16 protein-coding genes and 1 pseudogene are annotated in these 15414 nt (G+C 72.9%); 12 read left to right on the forward strand and 5 right to left on the reverse strand.

What is annotated here, in order from left to right; translation table 11 throughout:
* Positions 1-15 precede the first annotated feature (15 nt).
* Positions 16-834 carry a CbtA family protein gene (locus tag ACGFI8_RS34520; RefSeq protein ID WP_392811036.1) on the forward strand — a complete coding sequence of 273 codons (819 nt, stop codon included), beginning with the start codon at positions 16-18 and terminating at the stop codon, positions 832-834.
* On the opposite strand, the gene ACGFI8_RS34525 is transcribed toward ACGFI8_RS34520, so the two are convergent.
* On the reverse strand, positions 821-1462 hold the full coding sequence (locus tag ACGFI8_RS34525) for a (2Fe-2S)-binding protein (protein WP_392811037.1): 642 nt from the start codon (positions 1460-1462) through the stop codon (positions 821-823). The genes ACGFI8_RS34520 and ACGFI8_RS34525 overlap by 14 nt on opposite strands.
* Positions 1463-1564: 102 nt before the next feature.
* Here ACGFI8_RS34525 and ACGFI8_RS34530 point away from each other — a divergent pair, with 102 nt between their 5' ends.
* The 7 genes and pseudogenes from ACGFI8_RS34530 to ACGFI8_RS34560 all read left to right on the forward strand — a co-directional run.
* Entirely contained in the window at positions 1565-2074 is a 510-nt protein-coding gene (locus tag ACGFI8_RS34530; RefSeq protein ID WP_392811038.1) for a sigma-70 family RNA polymerase sigma factor, read from the forward strand.
* Positions 2071-2745 (forward strand): anti-sigma factor family protein, encoded by a 675-nt coding sequence (locus tag ACGFI8_RS34535; RefSeq protein ID WP_392811039.1) that lies wholly within the window; start codon positions 2071-2073, stop codon positions 2743-2745. Before ACGFI8_RS34530 ends, ACGFI8_RS34535 begins: the two co-directional genes overlap by 4 nt.
* Before the next feature lie 230 nt (positions 2746-2975).
* Positions 2976-4595: an AAA family ATPase gene (locus ACGFI8_RS34540; RefSeq protein WP_392811040.1), complete on the forward strand. Its 1620-nt coding sequence runs from the start codon at positions 2976-2978 to the stop codon at positions 4593-4595.
* Between the two features lie 2 nt (positions 4596-4597).
* Positions 4598-5041: a hypothetical protein gene (locus ACGFI8_RS34545; protein WP_392811041.1), complete on the forward strand. Its 444-nt coding sequence runs from the start codon at positions 4598-4600 to the stop codon at positions 5039-5041.
* Positions 5041-5250: a DUF2997 domain-containing protein gene (locus ACGFI8_RS34550; protein ID WP_392811042.1), complete on the forward strand. Its 210-nt coding sequence runs from the start codon at positions 5041-5043 to the stop codon at positions 5248-5250. Before ACGFI8_RS34545 ends, ACGFI8_RS34550 begins: the two co-directional genes overlap by 1 nt.
* A complete protein-coding gene (locus ACGFI8_RS34555; RefSeq protein WP_392811043.1) occupies positions 5240-5929 on the forward strand; it encodes a ComEA family DNA-binding protein in 690 nt (229 codons plus the stop codon). The genes ACGFI8_RS34550 and ACGFI8_RS34555 overlap by 11 nt, the downstream gene beginning before the upstream one ends.
* A gap of 64 nt (positions 5930-5993) precedes the next feature.
* Positions 5994-6392, forward strand: a pseudogene (locus tag ACGFI8_RS34560) (4Fe-4S single cluster domain-containing protein); the annotation flags it as partial.
* A gap of 192 nt (positions 6393-6584) precedes the next feature.
* On the opposite strand, the gene ACGFI8_RS34565 reads toward ACGFI8_RS34560, so the two are convergent.
* From ACGFI8_RS34565 to ACGFI8_RS34580, 4 genes are all read right to left on the reverse strand, one after another.
* The gene (locus ACGFI8_RS34565) at positions 6585-7202 is read right to left on the reverse strand and encodes a lactate utilization protein C (protein WP_392811044.1); all 618 of its coding nucleotides are present in this window, start codon (positions 7200-7202) and stop codon (positions 6585-6587) included.
* Positions 7195-8646 carry a LutB/LldF family L-lactate oxidation iron-sulfur protein gene (locus ACGFI8_RS34570; RefSeq protein ID WP_392811045.1) on the reverse strand — a complete coding sequence of 484 codons (1452 nt, stop codon included), beginning with the start codon at positions 8644-8646 and terminating at the stop codon, positions 7195-7197. The genes ACGFI8_RS34565 and ACGFI8_RS34570 overlap by 8 nt, the downstream gene beginning before the upstream one ends.
* A gap of 85 nt (positions 8647-8731) precedes the next feature.
* Positions 8732-9457 (reverse strand): (Fe-S)-binding protein, encoded by a 726-nt coding sequence (locus ACGFI8_RS34575; RefSeq protein WP_392811046.1) that lies wholly within the window; start codon positions 9455-9457, stop codon positions 8732-8734.
* 3 nt (positions 9458-9460) lie between these two features.
* Positions 9461-10516, reverse strand: a complete 1056-nt coding sequence (locus ACGFI8_RS34580; protein ID WP_392811047.1) for a LacI family DNA-binding transcriptional regulator — start codon at positions 10514-10516, stop codon at positions 9461-9463.
* Between the two features lie 166 nt (positions 10517-10682).
* Between ACGFI8_RS34580 and ACGFI8_RS34585 the strand changes: the two genes are divergently transcribed.
* The 4 genes from ACGFI8_RS34585 (at position 10683) to rhaS (ending at position 15391) form a co-directional block, all read left to right on the forward strand.
* Positions 10683-12221: a sugar ABC transporter ATP-binding protein gene (locus ACGFI8_RS34585; RefSeq protein ID WP_392811048.1), complete on the forward strand. Its 1539-nt coding sequence runs from the start codon at positions 10683-10685 to the stop codon at positions 12219-12221.
* A complete protein-coding gene (locus ACGFI8_RS34590) occupies positions 12218-13252 on the forward strand; it encodes an ABC transporter permease (protein WP_392811049.1) in 1035 nt (344 codons plus the stop codon). Before ACGFI8_RS34585 ends, ACGFI8_RS34590 begins: the two co-directional genes overlap by 4 nt.
* A gap of 5 nt (positions 13253-13257) precedes the next feature.
* Positions 13258-14223, forward strand: coding sequence for an ABC transporter permease (locus ACGFI8_RS34595; RefSeq protein WP_392811077.1), 966 nt, complete (start codon positions 13258-13260; stop codon positions 14221-14223).
* 112 nt (positions 14224-14335) lie between these two features.
* Positions 14336-15391, forward strand: coding sequence for a rhamnose ABC transporter substrate-binding protein (gene rhaS / locus ACGFI8_RS34600; RefSeq protein WP_392811050.1), 1056 nt, complete (start codon positions 14336-14338; stop codon positions 15389-15391).
* Positions 15392-15414: the final 23 nt, after the last annotated feature.

The raw sequence follows: 15414 nt of genomic DNA on the forward strand, positions 1-15414 counted from the left end.
CGGCGCCCGCCCACAATGGAAAAGCGACTCATCCTGCGCGGCGTGCTGGCCGGCGCAGTCGGCGGCGTGCTCGCGTTCGTCTTCGCCCGGATCCTCGCCGAGCCCCTGATCCAGCAGGCCATCGACTACGAGGAAGGCCGCTCGCACGCCCTGGGCGAGGGGCACGAGCACGAGATGTTCAGCCGCACCATCCAGGAGAACGTCGGCATCGGCGCGGCGCTGATCCTCTTCGGCGTCGCGATGGGGGCCCTGTTCGCCGTCGCGTATGCGATCTGCCTCGGCCGGGTCGGGCGTGTCCGGGCCCGGCCGCTCGCCCTGCTGGTGGCCGCGGCGGCGTTCACCGGGGTCTACCTGGTGCCGTTCCTGAAGTACCCCACGAACCCGCCGGCGGTCGGCAACGACGCCACGATCGGGCTGCGCAGCTCGCTGTACCTCGTCCTCACCGGCGCCTCCGTGGTGCTCATGATCCTGGCGACCTGGCTCGGCCGCCGGCTGCACCCGAGGTTCGGCACGTGGAACGCGGCCCTGCTGGCCGTCGGCGCCTACGTGGTGGCGATCGGCATCCTGTTCGCGCTGCTGCCGGACCTGGGCGACCTGGACGCCAACAAGGAGCTGCACCAGTCGACCGAGACGCCCCTGCCGCTGCTCGACGGCGACGGGAAGATCATCTTCCCGGGCTTCCCGGCCGACCTGCTCTACCAGTTCCGCCTGTACGCGGTCGGCGCCCAGCTGCTGATGTGGGCCGCGATCGGCCTCGTCTTCGGTACGTTCGCCGAGCGCCTGCTGGAGCGGCCGCGGGTCGCCGAGCGCCCCGCGGCGGTCACGCTGGCCTGAGCACGCAGTCGCCGCACGTGCCCCCGCCGGGGATGCGGTAGTACAGGCAGCAGTTGCGGCGGCGCAGCGACCCCTGCCCGCCGGCCCCCTGCCCGACGATCGCCATGCCGGCCAGTGGCGGCCTGCCCAGCAGGTCCGCCACGGCCGGCCACGCGCCCTTCGGCAGCTGCCCGGCCGCCCCGCCCAGCGCGGAGGCGACGTTGCCCCACAGCACCTGCGGCGAGAGCCGGAACCGCGCCCGGAACACCTCCAGCAGCGGGGCCACCAGGCCGAGCACCGCCACGTCGAACAGGTCCGCGGCCGGCCGCGCCTCGACCGCCCGCGCGGCGATCGGCAGCGGCCCGCCGGGCACCGGCCGCCACCACAGGTCGGCCGGCGTCACCCCGCGGATCGTCCCCTCCAGCGACTCCGCCAGCAGCGGCGACAGGAGCCGCGACGCGTACCCGAGGAACAGCACGGACGCGACCACGCGCTCCGGCACTGCGTCCTCGGCGAGCCCGAACATCGCCACCAGCGCCTGCCGCGACACCGCCACCCGCTCCGCCACCACGCCGGGGTCGAGCAGCTCGGCGAACGGGCGCCAGCCGGCCCCGGCCTCGGGGTCCTCCCAGACGAAGTACGGGTTCACGCCCGTACCCTATCCGCCGGCTCGGGATCCCGGCGGTTGGTTGAACCTTGAACGGCCTCGTGGTGTAGACCCGTGTGGGGAGGCCGTCGAGAGGGGCTGCGCGTGACGCGCGACGAGGAGCTCATGACCGCGCTGTACACCGAGCATTACGGTGTGTTGCTCGCCTTCGTCTCGCGGTACGAACGGGACCGCCACCGCGCCGAGGACCTCGTGCAGGACACGCTCCTGCGCGCGTGGCGGCACATCGAGCGCATCGACGTCACGCGGGACACGACCCGGGCGTACCTGCTCACCATCGCCCGCAACGTGGTCAGCAACGCATGGCGGGCCGACCAGCGCCGCCCGAAGCTCGTCTCCGATCCCGACGCGCTCACCGCCGTCGCCGACCCCGACAACGTCGACGCGCTGGTCGAGGGCTGGCTCATCCGCGCCGCGCTCGACCGCCTCTCCGCCGAGCACCGCGACGTGATCAGGTCCGTCTACTACGACGGCCGCACCGTCGCCGACACCGCCAAACGCCTGGCGGTACCGGAGGGCACCGTCAAGTCGCGCGCGTACTACGCGGTCCGAGCGCTGCGAGCGGTGTTCGAGGAGATGGGAGTCTTACGGTGACCGGCGGGCACGAGGCGGTTCGCCGGCTGCTCGGGGCGTACGTCCTCGGCGGCATCGACGACGACGACCAGGCCACGGTCGACGCGCACCTGTCCACGTGCGCCGAGTGCCGGGCCGAGGTGGGGCGGCTGGCGGCGGTACCGGAGCTGCTGCAACGCCTGCCGCCGGGCCCGGCGGCGCCGCTCGAGCCCCCGTCGCGCGCCGGCCTGGACGCCCTCCTGCGCCGGGCCCGCCCCCGCCGCCTGCCGGTCGTCGCGCTGACCGCGCTGGCTACGGCCTGCGTCGTGCTGGCCCTGGTCGCGGCCGTCCTGTCGCTGCGCCCGGTCCGTCAGGCGCAGCCGCAGGCCCAGCCCTCGGCGACCGCCCCGGCGGGCACGGTGGTCCAGATCGTGGCCGCGGAGGGCAGTGGCCTGTCGGGCCGGGCGACCCTGGTCCCGCGCCAGTGGGGCGTGTCAGTGTCGCTGGAGCTGGCCGGCCTGCCGGGCGAGGGCCCGTACGTGATGCGCGTCCTGGGTCGCGGCGGCCAGGCCGAGCAGGCGGCGTGCTGGGGCCGCACGACGACCGCCCAGGCCCGGGTCACCGGGGCGAGCTCGATCCAGCTGTCCAACGTCGACTCGATCACGGTCTCCGACCACGACGGCAGCCTGCTCGGCTCCGCCCGCCTCGCCTGACCAGGCACCCCGCGCGGCGGCGGTTTTCGTCAGGTTGCGAAACGGGTGGCCGATGGTTGCGGCGTGGAGGCCACAGGCAAGCGTAAGGGGCTGTACTCGCAGGGCGGGCTGGCCGCGCGGCCGGTGGCGCGTTTCCGACACTGCTGGCGGCAAGCAGCGGACTCACCTGATCTCGGTGCCGCCGTTAGGGTCTTCGCAGGGCCCGCCGCCGGTAAGGAGAGGACAACGCAGTGACCGGTTTCCGCCACGACCTGGCGCAGCTGTTGAAAGCCAGGTTCCCGGTCCTGTACGTCGAGTCGTACGAGGAGCACCGGGTGCTCTCGGAGCTCGCCGCCGTCGCCTCCGACGCGGCGCTGGTGCGCACCCCGCGGCCGGTCTGGACCTGGTCGGCGACGAGCGGGCTGCTGCAGCCCGACGGGGTGGCCCAGCAGTACACCACCGAGCCCGACAACGCCCTGGAGACCGTGCTGCGCATCCAGCAGCCGGGCCTGTTCGTCTTCCGCGATCTGCACAACTCGCTCGGCGGGGACGTGCCGGTGCTGCCGACCGTGGTGCGCCGGTTGCGCGACATCGCGGCGGGGTTCAAGGCCGGGGTCGCGCCGCGCACGCTCGTCATCGTCGCGCCGGTCCTGCGGATCCCGGCCGACCTGGAGAAGGACGTCACGATCGTCGACTTCCCGCTGCCCAGCGAGGCGGAGATCCGCGGGGTGCTGGAGGGGATGATCGCGAGCAACGCCGCCGGCGGGCGAATCCGCATCGACCTCGACCCGATCGGCCGGGAGAAGTTCGCCAAGGCGGCGGCCGGGCTCACGCTGAGCGAGGCGGAGAACGCGTTCGCCCGGGCGATGGTCAACGACGGCGTGCTCGACCTGAGCGACCTGGACGTGGTGCACGAGGAGAAGCGGCAGGCGGTCCGCAAGGCCGGCGTGCTCGAGTACGTCGACGCGGACGTGCGGCTGGACCAGGTCGGCGGGCTGGAGAACCTCAAGCGCTGGCTCGCCAAGCGGGACAACTCGTGGCTGGCCGCGGCCTTCGAGTACGGGCTGCCCGCGCCGAAGGGCGTGCTCATCACCGGCGTGCCGGGCTGCGGCAAGTCGCTGACCGCCAAGGCCGTCGCCGCCGCGTGGGGGCTGCCGCTGCTGCGGCTGGACATCGGGCGCGTCTTCTCCGGGCTGATCGGCTCCAGCGAGCAGAACATGCGCACCGCGCTGCGCACCGCCGAGGCGAGCGCGCCGTGCGTGCTGTGGGTGGACGAGATCGAGAAGGGCTTCTCCACCAGCGCGAGCAACGACGGCGGTACCACGAACCGGGTCTTCGGCACGTTCCTGACCTGGATGCAGGAGAAGACCGGGTCGGTGTTCGTCATCGCCACCGCCAACGACATCGAGCGGCTGCCGCCCGAGCTGCTGCGCAAGGGCCGCTTCGACGAGATCTTCTTCGTCGACCTGCCCAGCCGCGCGGAGCGGGCCTCCATCTGGGAGGTGCACCTGCGGCGGCGGCTGGCGCGGCCCGCGGTACAGGGCCATCTGCACCTCGACGAGCCGCTGCTGCGCGAGGTGTGCGCCCTGTCGGCGGGGTATTCCGGCGCCGAGATCGAGCAGGCCGTCGTCGCCGCGCTCTTCGACGCGTTCTCCGAGCGTCGCCCGCTGCGCCGCGAGGATCTGCTGCGCGCCGTCGCCGCGATGGTGCCGCTCAGCGTGACGCAGGCCGAGAAGCTCGACGCGATCCGGCTCTGGGCGAAGACCCGCGCGGTCGCCGCGACCGCGGCCGAGGACTGGGACCCCGACGAGGAGCCACCCACCGCGCCGATGCCGGTGCTCGGCGCGCACGGCCGGGCGATCGAGGCCTGACGATGAGTGTCTCCCTGTTGCTGGTACCGCTGGCGATCGCCGCCGCCGCGGCCCACGCGCGGCTGAGCGAGAAGAGCTCCGCGACCACGGTCTGCCAGGTGCAGACCCGGATGCGCGACGCCGCGCTGCTCGGCGCGGCACTGCGCGACTCCCGGGCGGCGGTGTCGGCCGAGGGCGCGGACCTGGTGGCGGACTGGGCGGGCGTGCGGGCCCGCTTCAGTCGCGACCCGCAGCACATCTGGACCGCCCACCTCACCGGCGACGTCGACGAGCCGCGGGCGATGGAGATCGTGCGCTCGGTCGACGCCGCCTACGGGCGGCAGGTGCAGCAGGCGGTGCTCGCCCGGCTGACCGAGCGCGCCCCGGCCGCGGGGCTGCGGCTGGAGTCGCGCTCGGTCACCCCGGACGCCGCCGTCCGCCTGGTCTTCGCCGTGGAGCGTGGGTGATGGCGACCAGGCGGATCGTGGTCACCGTCGCCGCGGACGGCACCGTGAACGCGGAGACCCTCGGCATCAAGGGCTCGAAGTGCCTCGACTACGTCGCGGTGCTCGAGGACCTGCTCGCGGCGCAGACCGTCCACAGCGAGTACACCTCTGACTACACTGCCGTCACAACCACCGCAACTGTCAGGCAGGAGCAGCACGATGGCCTCTAACCCGGCGAGCTTCGGCTGGCGGCTGCGCAACAGCTGGTGGGTCCTGCTCACGATCCTCGGGCTGGGCTGCCTGAGCGGAAGCGGCTTCCTCTACGTCGGCATCACCGCTCGCCGCCCCGCGTGGTGGATCATCGGCGTGACCTACTTCGTCCTGGCCTGGTCGGGCCTTGTCGCCATCAACCGGCTGCCGCGCGACTCGCAGTTGAGCACGGCGATCGCCGTGGGGTATTTCGCGCTGTGGTTCGCGAGCATCGTCCACGCGCTGATCCTCAACGGCTCCTGGCTGCGCTGGCGCGCCGCGAACCGCCCGTGGTTCGAGCAGCGACCGGCCGCCGCGCCGGCGACCGCCCTCGCCCCGCCGCCGGTCTTCGCCCCGCCGCCGGTCCCTGCCGCGCTGGTGATTCCTGCCGCGCCGGCCGCCGCGGTCGAGGTGAACTTCGCGACCGCGGCGCAGCTGGCCGAGGCGGGGCTGTTCGACCTGGCACGGGCCGAGCGGGTGGTCGCGGACCGGGAGGCGCGCGGCGGGTTCCAGACCGTGGAAGAGTTCGCCGCGACGGCCGGCCTCGCGCCGCACGAGTTCGCCCGGCTGCGCGCGTTCCTGACCTGCACGCCGCGCCCGCGGGCGCCCCAACCCCAGCCTCAGCCGCAGCCGGGCGGCGGCCGTGTCCTCGACTTCTGAGCGCCTGCCGCGCCCGGCGGTCGACCCCGGCACGCTGAGCCTGGGCCGGTTCGTGGAGCGCACGGTGGCCGAGGGCCCGGGGGAGCGGACCGCGCTGTGGGTGCAGGGCTGCACGATCCGGTGCACCGGCTGCTTCAACCCGCACCTGTGGGCTTTCGGGGGCGGCTCGGAGGTGCCGACCGCCGAGGTCGTCGCGCGTGTGCTGGCCGCGGGCACCGAGGGCCTGACCCTGCTCGGCGGCGAGCCGTTCGACCACGCCGCGCCGCTGGCCGTGGTGGCCGCCGCCGCCCGCGCGGCCGGCATGTCCGTGATGACGTTCTCGGGGTATACCACGGGCCGGCTGAACCGGGCTGTCCACGGCGGGCGGGACGACGTGGCCGCGCTGCTGGACGCGACGGACCTGCTCATCGCCGGGCCGTACGTCGCCGCGCTCGTCGACCGGGACCGCCCCTGGGCCGGCTCGACGAACCAGGAGTTCGTCCGCCGCGGCGACCGCTTTCCCGGCCTGCTGGCCGCGGCCGCCTCGACCCCGGACCGCCTGGAGGTCACCGTGGCGGCCGACGGCGTGCTGTCGGTGAACGGCTGGGCAGACGACGAGACGCTGGACGCGCTGCTGCACGACCTCGGCCGGCCGATCGACCGACGAACGGCCCGGCTATCGAACCAGGAAGACCACGAGCGTGCGCGGCCCGTGGACGCCCTCGACCCGGTCCAGCTCGATGTCGCTGGTCGCCGACGGGCCGCTGATCAGGGTCAGCGGCCGGGTCGGGGTGAGCCGGGCGAGGAGGTCGGGGACGGTCTGCACGACCTGGTCGGCGCGGACCACGCAGTAGTGCCGGTCCGGCACTAGCGTGATGGCGCGGCGGCCCTGGTCCGGGGAGCCGTCCAGGGCGATCGTGCCGGTCTCGGCGACCGCCGCGGCGCAGCCGGTGACGACGCCGGCGAAGCCGTCGAGGGCGGTGGCGTCCAGGGTGCCGTCGTCCACGGTCGCGCCGGGCACCGCGAACGGCAGCCCGGGCGGCACGACGAGGGGGGAGATGCCGTCGATGGCCTTGGCCAGGTCGGCGGCGAGCCCGTCGGCGGTCGTGTGCACCACGGTCGCCTTGTAGTCGAGCAGGCGGTCGGCGAGCAGCTCGAGGTCGCCGGGCGCCGAGGCGTCGGCCCGGCGGTAGTCGCGGGGTACGTCCGGGGCGGCGGCGTTCGATCCCAGCGCCGCGCGGATGCGGGCCAGGACCACCGAGCGGGCGTCCGCACCTGCGGAAAGATCAGCCATTGCGGGACCGCCACCATTCGCGGAAGGTCTGGGCCGGGGGCCGGGGCAGGTCGCGGCTGGCCGTCCAGGCCGACAACGGCGGCGGCAGGGCGGTGATCCGGTCGCGGCGGCGGCCCAGCAGCCGGCCGAGCCGCATGAGCCGCTCGCCGCCGCGGAACCGGCCGGGGCCGGCCATCACCCAGGAGACGGCGGCCATCGAGATCGCCTCGGCCGAGGGGCCGTGCTCCTCGACGTGCCGGGCGCGCAGGTGGACCAGCAGCGACGGGATGTCGATGCGCACCGGGCAGGCGTCGAAGCAGGCGCCGCAGAGGCTGGAGGCGTACGGCAGCGAGGCGTTCTCCTCGACCCCGGTCAGCTGCGGGCTGAGCACGGCGCCGATCGGGCCCGGGTACACCGAGCCGTAGGCGTGCCCGCCGGTGCGTTCGTAGACGGGGCACACGTTGAGGCAGGCGCTGCACCGGATGCAGTGCAGCGCGGAGCGGCCGACCTCGTCGGCGAGGACCGCGGTGCGGCCGTTGTCGAGCAGGACCAGGTGGAACTCCTGCGGGCCGTCGCCCGGCGTGACGCCGGTCCACAGCGACGTGTACGGGTTCATCCGCTCGCCGGTGGAGGAGCGCGGCAGTAGCTGCAGGAACACCTCCAGGTCGGTCCACGTGGGCACGACCTTCTCGATGCCCATCACGGTGATCAGCGTCTGCGGCAGGGTCAGGCACATCCGGCCGTTGCCCTCGGACTCGACCACCGCGAGGGTGCCGGTCTCGGCGACGGCGAAGTTGGCGCCGGAGACGGCGACCCGCGCGGACAGGAACTTGCGGCGCAGGTGCTCGCGGGCGGCCATGGCCAGCTGCCGCGGCTCGTCGGTCAGGTCGGCCGGCACCGAGGGCATCTCGCGCAGGAAGATGTCGCGGATCTCGGTGCGGTTGCGGTGGATCGCCGGCACGAGGATGTGCGACGGGCGGTCGTGGCCGAGCTGGACGATGAGCTCGGCGAGGTCGGTCTCCCACGCCGCGATGCCCTCGGCCTCGAGGGCCTCGTTGAGCCCGATCTCCTGGGTCGCCATCGACTTGATCTTGACGACCTCGTCGGCGCCGGTCCGGCGGACCAGGTCGGCGACGATCCGGTTGGCCTCGACGGCGTCACGGGCCCAGTGCACGGTGCCGCCGCGCGCCGTGACCTGCTCCTCCAGCTGGACGAGCAGCGTGTCGAGGCGGGCCATGGTGGCGGCCTTCAGCGCCTCGCCGGCCAGCCGCAGCTGCTCCCAGTCCGGCACCTCGCCGACGACCGCGGCCCGCTTGGCCCGGATGGTCCGGGTGGCGTGGCCGAGGTTGCGCCGCAGCTGCTCGTTGGCCAGCGCGGTGCGCGCCGCTACCGGGAAGGGCTCGTCGCCGCGCAGCTGCCCGACCCCGCGCGGGGCCACCGCCGGCATACCGAGAAATGTGCTCATGTCGACACCTCCGCTTCGCTCCGGCAGCGACATGAGCTGAACCTGCGCCGCTGATGAGCGGCCCCTGCGCTTCGCTTCGGACCGCTCATGTCGCCGCCAGGATTTCCGCCAGGTGTACCGGTCTCGTGTCCACCGAAAGCCGGGAGAGCCCGCCGCCGATGTGCATCAGGCAGGAGGAGTCGCCGGCCGACACCACGTCGGGGGAGGTGGACAGCACGTTGCGCAGCTTGTCGGCGAGCATCGCCGCCGAGGTGTCGGCGTTCTTCAGCGCGAACGTGCCGCCGAAGCCGCAGCACTGCTCCGCGTCGGGCAGCTCGACCAGGTCGATGCCGCGCACCTCGCGCAGCAGCCGCAGCGGCCGGTCGCCGACGCGCAGCATGCGCAGCGAGTGGCAGGTCGGGTGGTAGGTGACCCGGTGCGGGTAGTGCGCACCCACGTCGGTCACGCCGAGGACGTCGACCAGGAACTCCGACAGCTCGTAGGTGCGCGCGGCGACCTCGCCGGCGCGCGCCGCGAGCTGTCTCCTGCCGGCCCGCTCGGCGACGGCCGCGTGCTGGTGGCGCACCGAGCCGACGCAGGAGCCCGACGGCGCGACGATGGCGTCGTAGGGCTCGAACGTGCGCATGTGGTGCTCGACGAGTTTCAGGGCCTGTTTCTGGTACCCCGTGTTGATGTGCATCTGCCCGCAGCACGTCTGCGCCTCCGGGAACACCACCTCGTGCCCCAGCCGCTCCAGCAGCGCCACGGTCGCCTTGCCGACCTGCGGGAACATCGCGTCGGCGAGGCACGTGACAAACAGCGCGACGCGCATCGGTCACCGCCGGTTCTTGTAGGGGCTCTGCCGGCCGGCGCGCCGGCCGCGGGGGCGGCCGCTGGACTCGCGAACGACCAGCTCGGGTTGGAAGACGACATGCCGGTGCTCGTGCCGCCCGTCGTCCTCGATCTCCTCGAGCAGCAGGGCTGCCGCCGTGCGGCCGAGCTGTTCTCGGGGTTGACGTACGGAGGATAGCGGCACGGCCGCCGCCGCGGCGAATTCGATGTCGTCGTAGCCGACGATCGCGACGTCCTGGGGCACCCGCACGCCGCGCTGGGTCATCTCCTGCAGCACGCCCAGGGCGAGCAGGTCGTTGGCGCAGAACACCGCGGTCGGGCGCTCGCCGGGCTCGCGCGCGGCGATCTGCGTGGCGGCGATCCGCCCGGACGCGACCGTGAGGTTCGGCGTCGGTACCACGGAAAGCTCGGCGTGCCCCGCCACCGCCTCGGCGACCCCGGCGTGCCGGTCGTGCACCTGCGCGATCGAGATCGGCCCGCCGACGAAGGCGATGTGCCGGTGCCCCTGCTCGACCAGGTGCTCCCCGGCGAGCCGCCCGCCGAGCACGTCGTCGACGGCGACCGAGCACCGGCTGTGCCGGCCCGAGCCGCGGTCCACCAGCACCACCGGCGTGCCGCGCTGGATGAGCTGCTCCAGCCGGGAGTTCGGCGACTCGTCGACCGGCGTGATGAGCACGCCGCGCACCCGCTGCTCCTCCAGCAGATCGAGGTGGCGGTGCTCGCGGCCAGCGTCCTCGCCGCTGTTGCACACCACGACCATGACGCCGTGGTCCTCGGCCGCAGCCTCCGCGCCGCGGACCACGTCGGTGAAGAAGGGGTTGGTCACGTCGAGCACCACCAGCGCGATCTGCCGGCTCTGCCCCGCCCGCAGCTGGCGCGCCGAGTCGTTGCGCACGTAGCCGAGCTCGGCGATCGCGTCGAGCACCCGCTGCCGGGTGGTCATGGCGACGAGCTCCGGGCGGTTGAGGACGTTGCTGACGGTACCGATGGAGACGCCGGCCCGGCGCGCGACCTCTTTGATGCCGGTGGTGGTGGACATCGATCTCCTGAAACGTCTTAAGCCCGAGGGCGCGACGAAGCGCCGCGTCCGGTGTATCAAATCGGTAACGCGATCGAAACCCTTGACGTGGTCAAGGCTTTGCTTCTAACGTCACTGTAACCAGCCAATGAAACGTTTCACAAGCCTACGCACGAGGAGGCTCCGGGTGCTCGTTCTCGAAGGCGTCAGCAAGTCCTTCGGCGCCGTCGCCGCGCTCCGCGACGTGCGCCTGGAGCTGCGGGCCGGGGAGGCGCACGCGCTGGTCGGCGAGAACGGCGCCGGCAAGTCCACGCTGGTCAAGATCCTGGCCGGGGCGCACGCGCCGGACACCGGCACGATCACCCTCGACGGGCGGCCGCTGGTGCTGCACAACCCCGCCGACGCCCGCGCGGCCGGCATCGCGGTGATCTACCAGGAGCCCACGCTCTTCGCCGACCTGTCCGTGGCCGAGAACATCTTCATGGGCCGCCAGCCGCTGCGTGGCCGGGGCCCGCTCGACGGGCGCATCGACAGGCGCATCGACACGGCCGAGATGCGCCGCCGGGCCGCGGAGCTGTTCGCGCGGCTCGGGGTGCAGATGGACCCCGACCGCCCGGCCCGGGGGCTGTCCATCGCCGACCAGCAGCTGGTCGAGATCGCCAAGGCGCTGTCGTTCGACGCCCGGGTGCTCGTCATGGACGAGCCGACCGCGGCGCTGTCCGGCGTCGAGGTCGAGCGGCTGTTCTCGGTCGCCCGCTCCCTGCGCGACTCGGGCGCCGCCGTCCTGTTCATCTCGCATCGCTTCGACGAGGTGTTCGCGCTGTGCCAGCGCATCACCGTCATGCGCGACGGGCAGTGGGTCTCCACCGACGCCGCGGCCGGCCTCACCGTGGAGGAGGTGGTGCGGCGCATGGTCGGGCGCGAGGTGAGCACGCTGTTCCCCAAGGAGGACGCCGAGCTCGGCGAGGCGCGGCTGGAGGTGCGCGGCCTGACCCGGCGCGGCGCCTTCGCCGACGTGAGCTTCACCGTCCACAGCGGCGAGATCGTGGCCCTGGCCGGGCTCGTCGGCGCCGGGCGCTCCGAGGTCATCCGGGCGATCTTCGGCGTCGACCGCTACGACGCCGGCGAGGTGCTCGTCGACGGCCGGCCGCTGCGCCGGGGCAGCACGGCCGTGGCCATCGGCGCCGGGCTGGCGCTGGTTCCCGAGGACCGCCGCCAGCAGGGCCTGGTCATGGAGCTGTCCGTGGAGCGCAACGCCACCCTGCCGCGGCGCTGGTCGCTGGCCGCGCTCGGCCTGCTCTTCGGCGGCGCCGAGCGGCGCTCCGCCCGCGACTGGGCACAGCGGCTGCGGGTGAAGGCGGCCCGGCTCGGCGACCCGGTCTCCACGCTGTCCGGCGGCAACCAGCAAAAGGTCGTGCTGGCCAAGTGGCTGGCCACCGCGCCGCGGGTGCTCATCGTGGACGAGCCGACCCGCGGCATCGACGTGGGCACCAAGGCCGAGGTGCACCGGCTGCTGAGCACCCTCGCGAAGGAGGGCGTGGCCGTGCTCATGGTCTCCAGCGAACTCCCGGAGGTGCTCGGCATGGCCGACCGGGTGCTGGTGATGCACGAAGGGCGGCTCACCGCCGACATCCCCCGAACGACAGCCGACGAGGAGTCCGTCATGCTCGCCGCGACCGGGCAGGGTTCGTCCGGGCAAGGTTCGCCGGGGCAGGTCGCGCGATGACCACCACCGCACAGTCCGCCCCCGCGCCGGCGCGACAGAGCGTCGGCACCCGCCTCACCCACCGCGTCTTCGTCGTCCGTGAGCTCGGCATCCTCGCCGCGCTCGGACTGCTGGTCGCGGCGACCGCGATCACCAACCCGCGGTTCCTGTCCGCGCAGAGCATCAAGGACCTCCTGCTCGGCTCGACGATCCTCGCGATCCTGGCCACCGGCCAGGCGATCGTCGTCATCACGCGCAACGTCGACCTCTCGGTCGGCTCGGTGCTCGGCCTGTCCGCGTTCATGACCGGCACGCTGTTCCTGGACCACCCCGGCATCCCGATCCCGGTGGTGCTGGTGGCGGGCGCGGCACTCGGCGCGGTGTGCGGCGCAGTCAACGGCGCCCTCATCGCCGCCGCCCGGGTGCCGGCGCTCGTCGTCACGCTCGGCACGCTGTACGTCTTCCGCGGCATCGACTACCAGTGGGCCACCGGCAAGCAGATCAACGCCAAGGACATCCCCACGTCGTTCCTGCACATGGGGACGTCGACGATCCTCGGGCTGCCATTGCTGACGCTCTTCGCCCTCGTCGTGGTGCTCTGCGCCGGCTTCTACCTGCGCTCCTACCGCAGCGGCCGCGAGCTGTACGCGATCGGCTCCGACCCGGCGGCCGCGCGGCTGTCCGGCATCGCGGTCGGCCGGCGGGTGTTCGCCGCCTTCGTCGTGTGCGGCGCCCTCGCCGGGCTGGCCGGCGTGCTCTACGTGGCCCGCTTCGGCACGCTGGACGCCAACGCCGGGCTGGGCCAGGAGCTCAACGTCGTGGCCGCGGTCGTCGTCGGCGGGGTGGCCATCTTCGGCGGCAGCGGCTCGGTCTTCGGCGCGGCGCTCGGCGCCATGCTGCTGACCACGATCGGCAGCGCCCTGCCGGTGCTCGGCGTCACCCCGTTCTGGCAGCGCGCCGCGGTCGGCGCGCTGATCCTGGCGGCGATCGGCCTGGACCGCGCGCTGTCGGTGCGAGTCACGAAGAGCCTGCAGCGAGGGGTACACCGGTGAACTTGATGCGCAGACTCGGCTCCTGGGACGTCATCGTCCTCGTCGCGCTGGCCCTCGTGGTCGTGATCGGCGCGGCCACGATCGACGGCGTCGCCAGCCCTCGCTTCTGGCGCTTCGTGACGCTCGAGGTCATCCCGATCGCCATCGTCGCCCTGCCGCTGACCCTGGTCGTCATCACCGGCGAGATCGACCTGTCGGTGGCCAGCGTCATGGGCCTGACCTGCGCCGTCATGGGCGACCTGTGGGCGCACGGGGTGCACTCCCTGCCGCTGCTGATCGCCCTGTGCCTGGTCCTCGGCGCGGTCCTGGGCGCCGTCAACGGCCTGTTCGTCACTGTCTTCGGCCTGCCCTCGCTCGCCGTCACCATCGGCACCCTGGCGCTGTACCGCGGCCTGGCGTACGTCGTGCTCGGCGACAAGGCGATCGCCGACTACCCCGTCTCGTGGACCAGCAACGCGATCAGCCCGATTCCGGGCCTCACCATCCCCTGGTTCATCATCGTCGTGGCGGCCCTGGCCGTGATCTTCGGCGTGGTCCTGCACGCGACCCCGATCGGCCGGGGCCTGTACGCCATGGGCAACAACGCCGAGGCGGCCCGCTTCGCCGGGGTCGCCGTCGCCCGCACCAAGTTCTGGCTGTTCGTCACCACGGGGACCATGTCCGCGCTGGCCGGCGTCTTCTGGACGTTCCGCTTCGCCAGCGCCCGCGCCGACAACGCCAACGGCCTGGAGCTCGCCGTCGTCGCGGCCGTGCTCCTCGGTGGCGTGTCCATCTTCGGCGGCCGCGGCGGCCTGCTCGGCGTCGTCGGCGCGGTCGTGCTGCTCAGCACGCTGCGCAACGCGCTGCAGCTGGCCTCCGTGCCGCAGAACACGCTCACCATCGTCACCGGTTCGCTGCTCATCGCCTCGGTCGTCGGACCGAACGTCGTCGGCATGGCGCGGGAACGGCTGCGTCGTCGGCGGCCGGCTTAACGGCTCAACGGCTCAACCAACACCCCCGTAACGCCCGGTCCGGCCCGGTGGGCTTCGCGAGACCGACCAAGACCGGGCGCCGCCCGCACCCCACTGAAAGGATTCAACCCCGATGAGAGCCAAGCTCATCGCGGCCGCGGTCGCCACCGCGCTCGCGTTCGGCATGACGGCCTGCGCCGACGACTCCACCAGCACGTCCACCGACGCCTCCGGCGGCGCCGGCAACGGCAGCGGCACGATCAAGAGCGGCCTGAAGGTCGCCTTCCTGCCCAAGCAGGTCAACAACCCGTACTTCGACACCTCCGACAACAAGGGCGGCAAGGTCGCGGTCGAGGAGTTCAAGGGCGTGTACAGCGAGACCGGCCCGTCCGAGGCGAGCCCGTCGGCGCAGGTCAGCTACATCAACACGCTCTCGCAGCAGGGTGCCGCCGTCATCGCGGTGTCCGCCAACGACAAGGACGCCATCTGCGGCGCGCTCAACGAGGCGCGGCAGGCGGGCGCGAAGGTCGTCACGTACGACTCCGACACCAAGCCCGAGTGCCGCGACCTGTTCATCAACCAGGCCACCTCCGAGGGCATCGCGAAGATCCAGATCAAGCTCATCTCCGACGCCATCGGCCCCGACGGCGGCGAGATCGCGATCCTGTCGGCGACGGCGAACGCGACCAACCAGAACGCCTGGATCGACATGATGAAGACCGAGCTGGCGAAGCCGGAGTACAGCAAGCTCAAGCTCGTCGACACCGTCTACGGCGACGACGACGACCAGAAGTCGTTCCAGGAGGCCCAGGGCCTGCTCGCCAAGCACCCCGACCTCAAGGGCATCATCTCGCCGACCACGGTCGGCATCGCGGCCGCCGGCCGCTACCTGTCCGGCTCGACCTACAAGGGCAAGGTCCAGCTCACCGGCCTCGGCACCCCCAACCAGATGAAGGCGTACGTCAAGGACGGCACCGTCAAGGCCTTCGCGCTGTGGAACCCGGCCGACCTGGGCTACCTGGCCGCCTACGCGGGCGCCGCGCTCGCCTCCGGCCTCATCAAGGGCAAGGAGGGCGACAAGTTCACCGCCGGCAAGCTCGGCGAGTTCACCGTCGGCAAGGACGGCACCGTGCTGCTCGGCGATCCGTTCACGTTCAACGCGGGCAACATCGACCAGTTCAACTTCTAGGCCCGTCCCGACAAGGAGGTATG

The sequence above is a fragment of the Dactylosporangium sp. NPDC048998 genome, assembly GCF_043197855.1.
Classification (GTDB): Bacteria; Actinomycetota; Actinomycetes; order Mycobacteriales; family Micromonosporaceae; genus Dactylosporangium.

Coding starts and splice junctions, on each gene's coding strand:
- ACGFI8_RS34520 (WP_392811036.1), top strand. CDS start 16: ATGGAAAAGCGACTCATCCTGCGCGGCGTGCTGGCCGGCGCAGTCGGC.
- ACGFI8_RS34545 (WP_392811041.1), top strand. CDS start 4,598: ATGAGTGTCTCCCTGTTGCTGGTACCGCTGGCGATCGCCGCCGCCGCG.
- ACGFI8_RS34550 (WP_392811042.1), top strand. CDS start 5,041: ATGGCGACCAGGCGGATCGTGGTCACCGTCGCCGCGGACGGCACCGTG.
- ACGFI8_RS34555 (WP_392811043.1), top strand. CDS start 5,240: ATGGCCTCTAACCCGGCGAGCTTCGGCTGGCGGCTGCGCAACAGCTGG.
- ACGFI8_RS34565 (WP_392811044.1), bottom strand. CDS start 7,202: ATGGCTGATCTTTCCGCAGGTGCGGACGCCCGCTCGGTGGTCCTGGCC.
- ACGFI8_RS34570 (WP_392811045.1), bottom strand. CDS start 8,646: ATGAGCACATTTCTCGGTATGCCGGCGGTGGCCCCGCGCGGGGTCGGG.
- ACGFI8_RS34575 (WP_392811046.1), bottom strand. CDS start 9,457: ATGCGCGTCGCGCTGTTTGTCACGTGCCTCGCCGACGCGATGTTCCCG.
- ACGFI8_RS34580 (WP_392811047.1), bottom strand. CDS start 10,516: ATGTCCACCACCACCGGCATCAAAGAGGTCGCGCGCCGGGCCGGCGTC.
- ACGFI8_RS34590 (WP_392811049.1), top strand. CDS start 12,218: ATGACCACCACCGCACAGTCCGCCCCCGCGCCGGCGCGACAGAGCGTC.
- ACGFI8_RS34595 (WP_392811077.1), top strand. CDS start 13,258: ATGCGCAGACTCGGCTCCTGGGACGTCATCGTCCTCGTCGCGCTGGCC.
- rhaS (WP_392811050.1), top strand. CDS start 14,336: ATGAGAGCCAAGCTCATCGCGGCCGCGGTCGCCACCGCGCTCGCGTTC.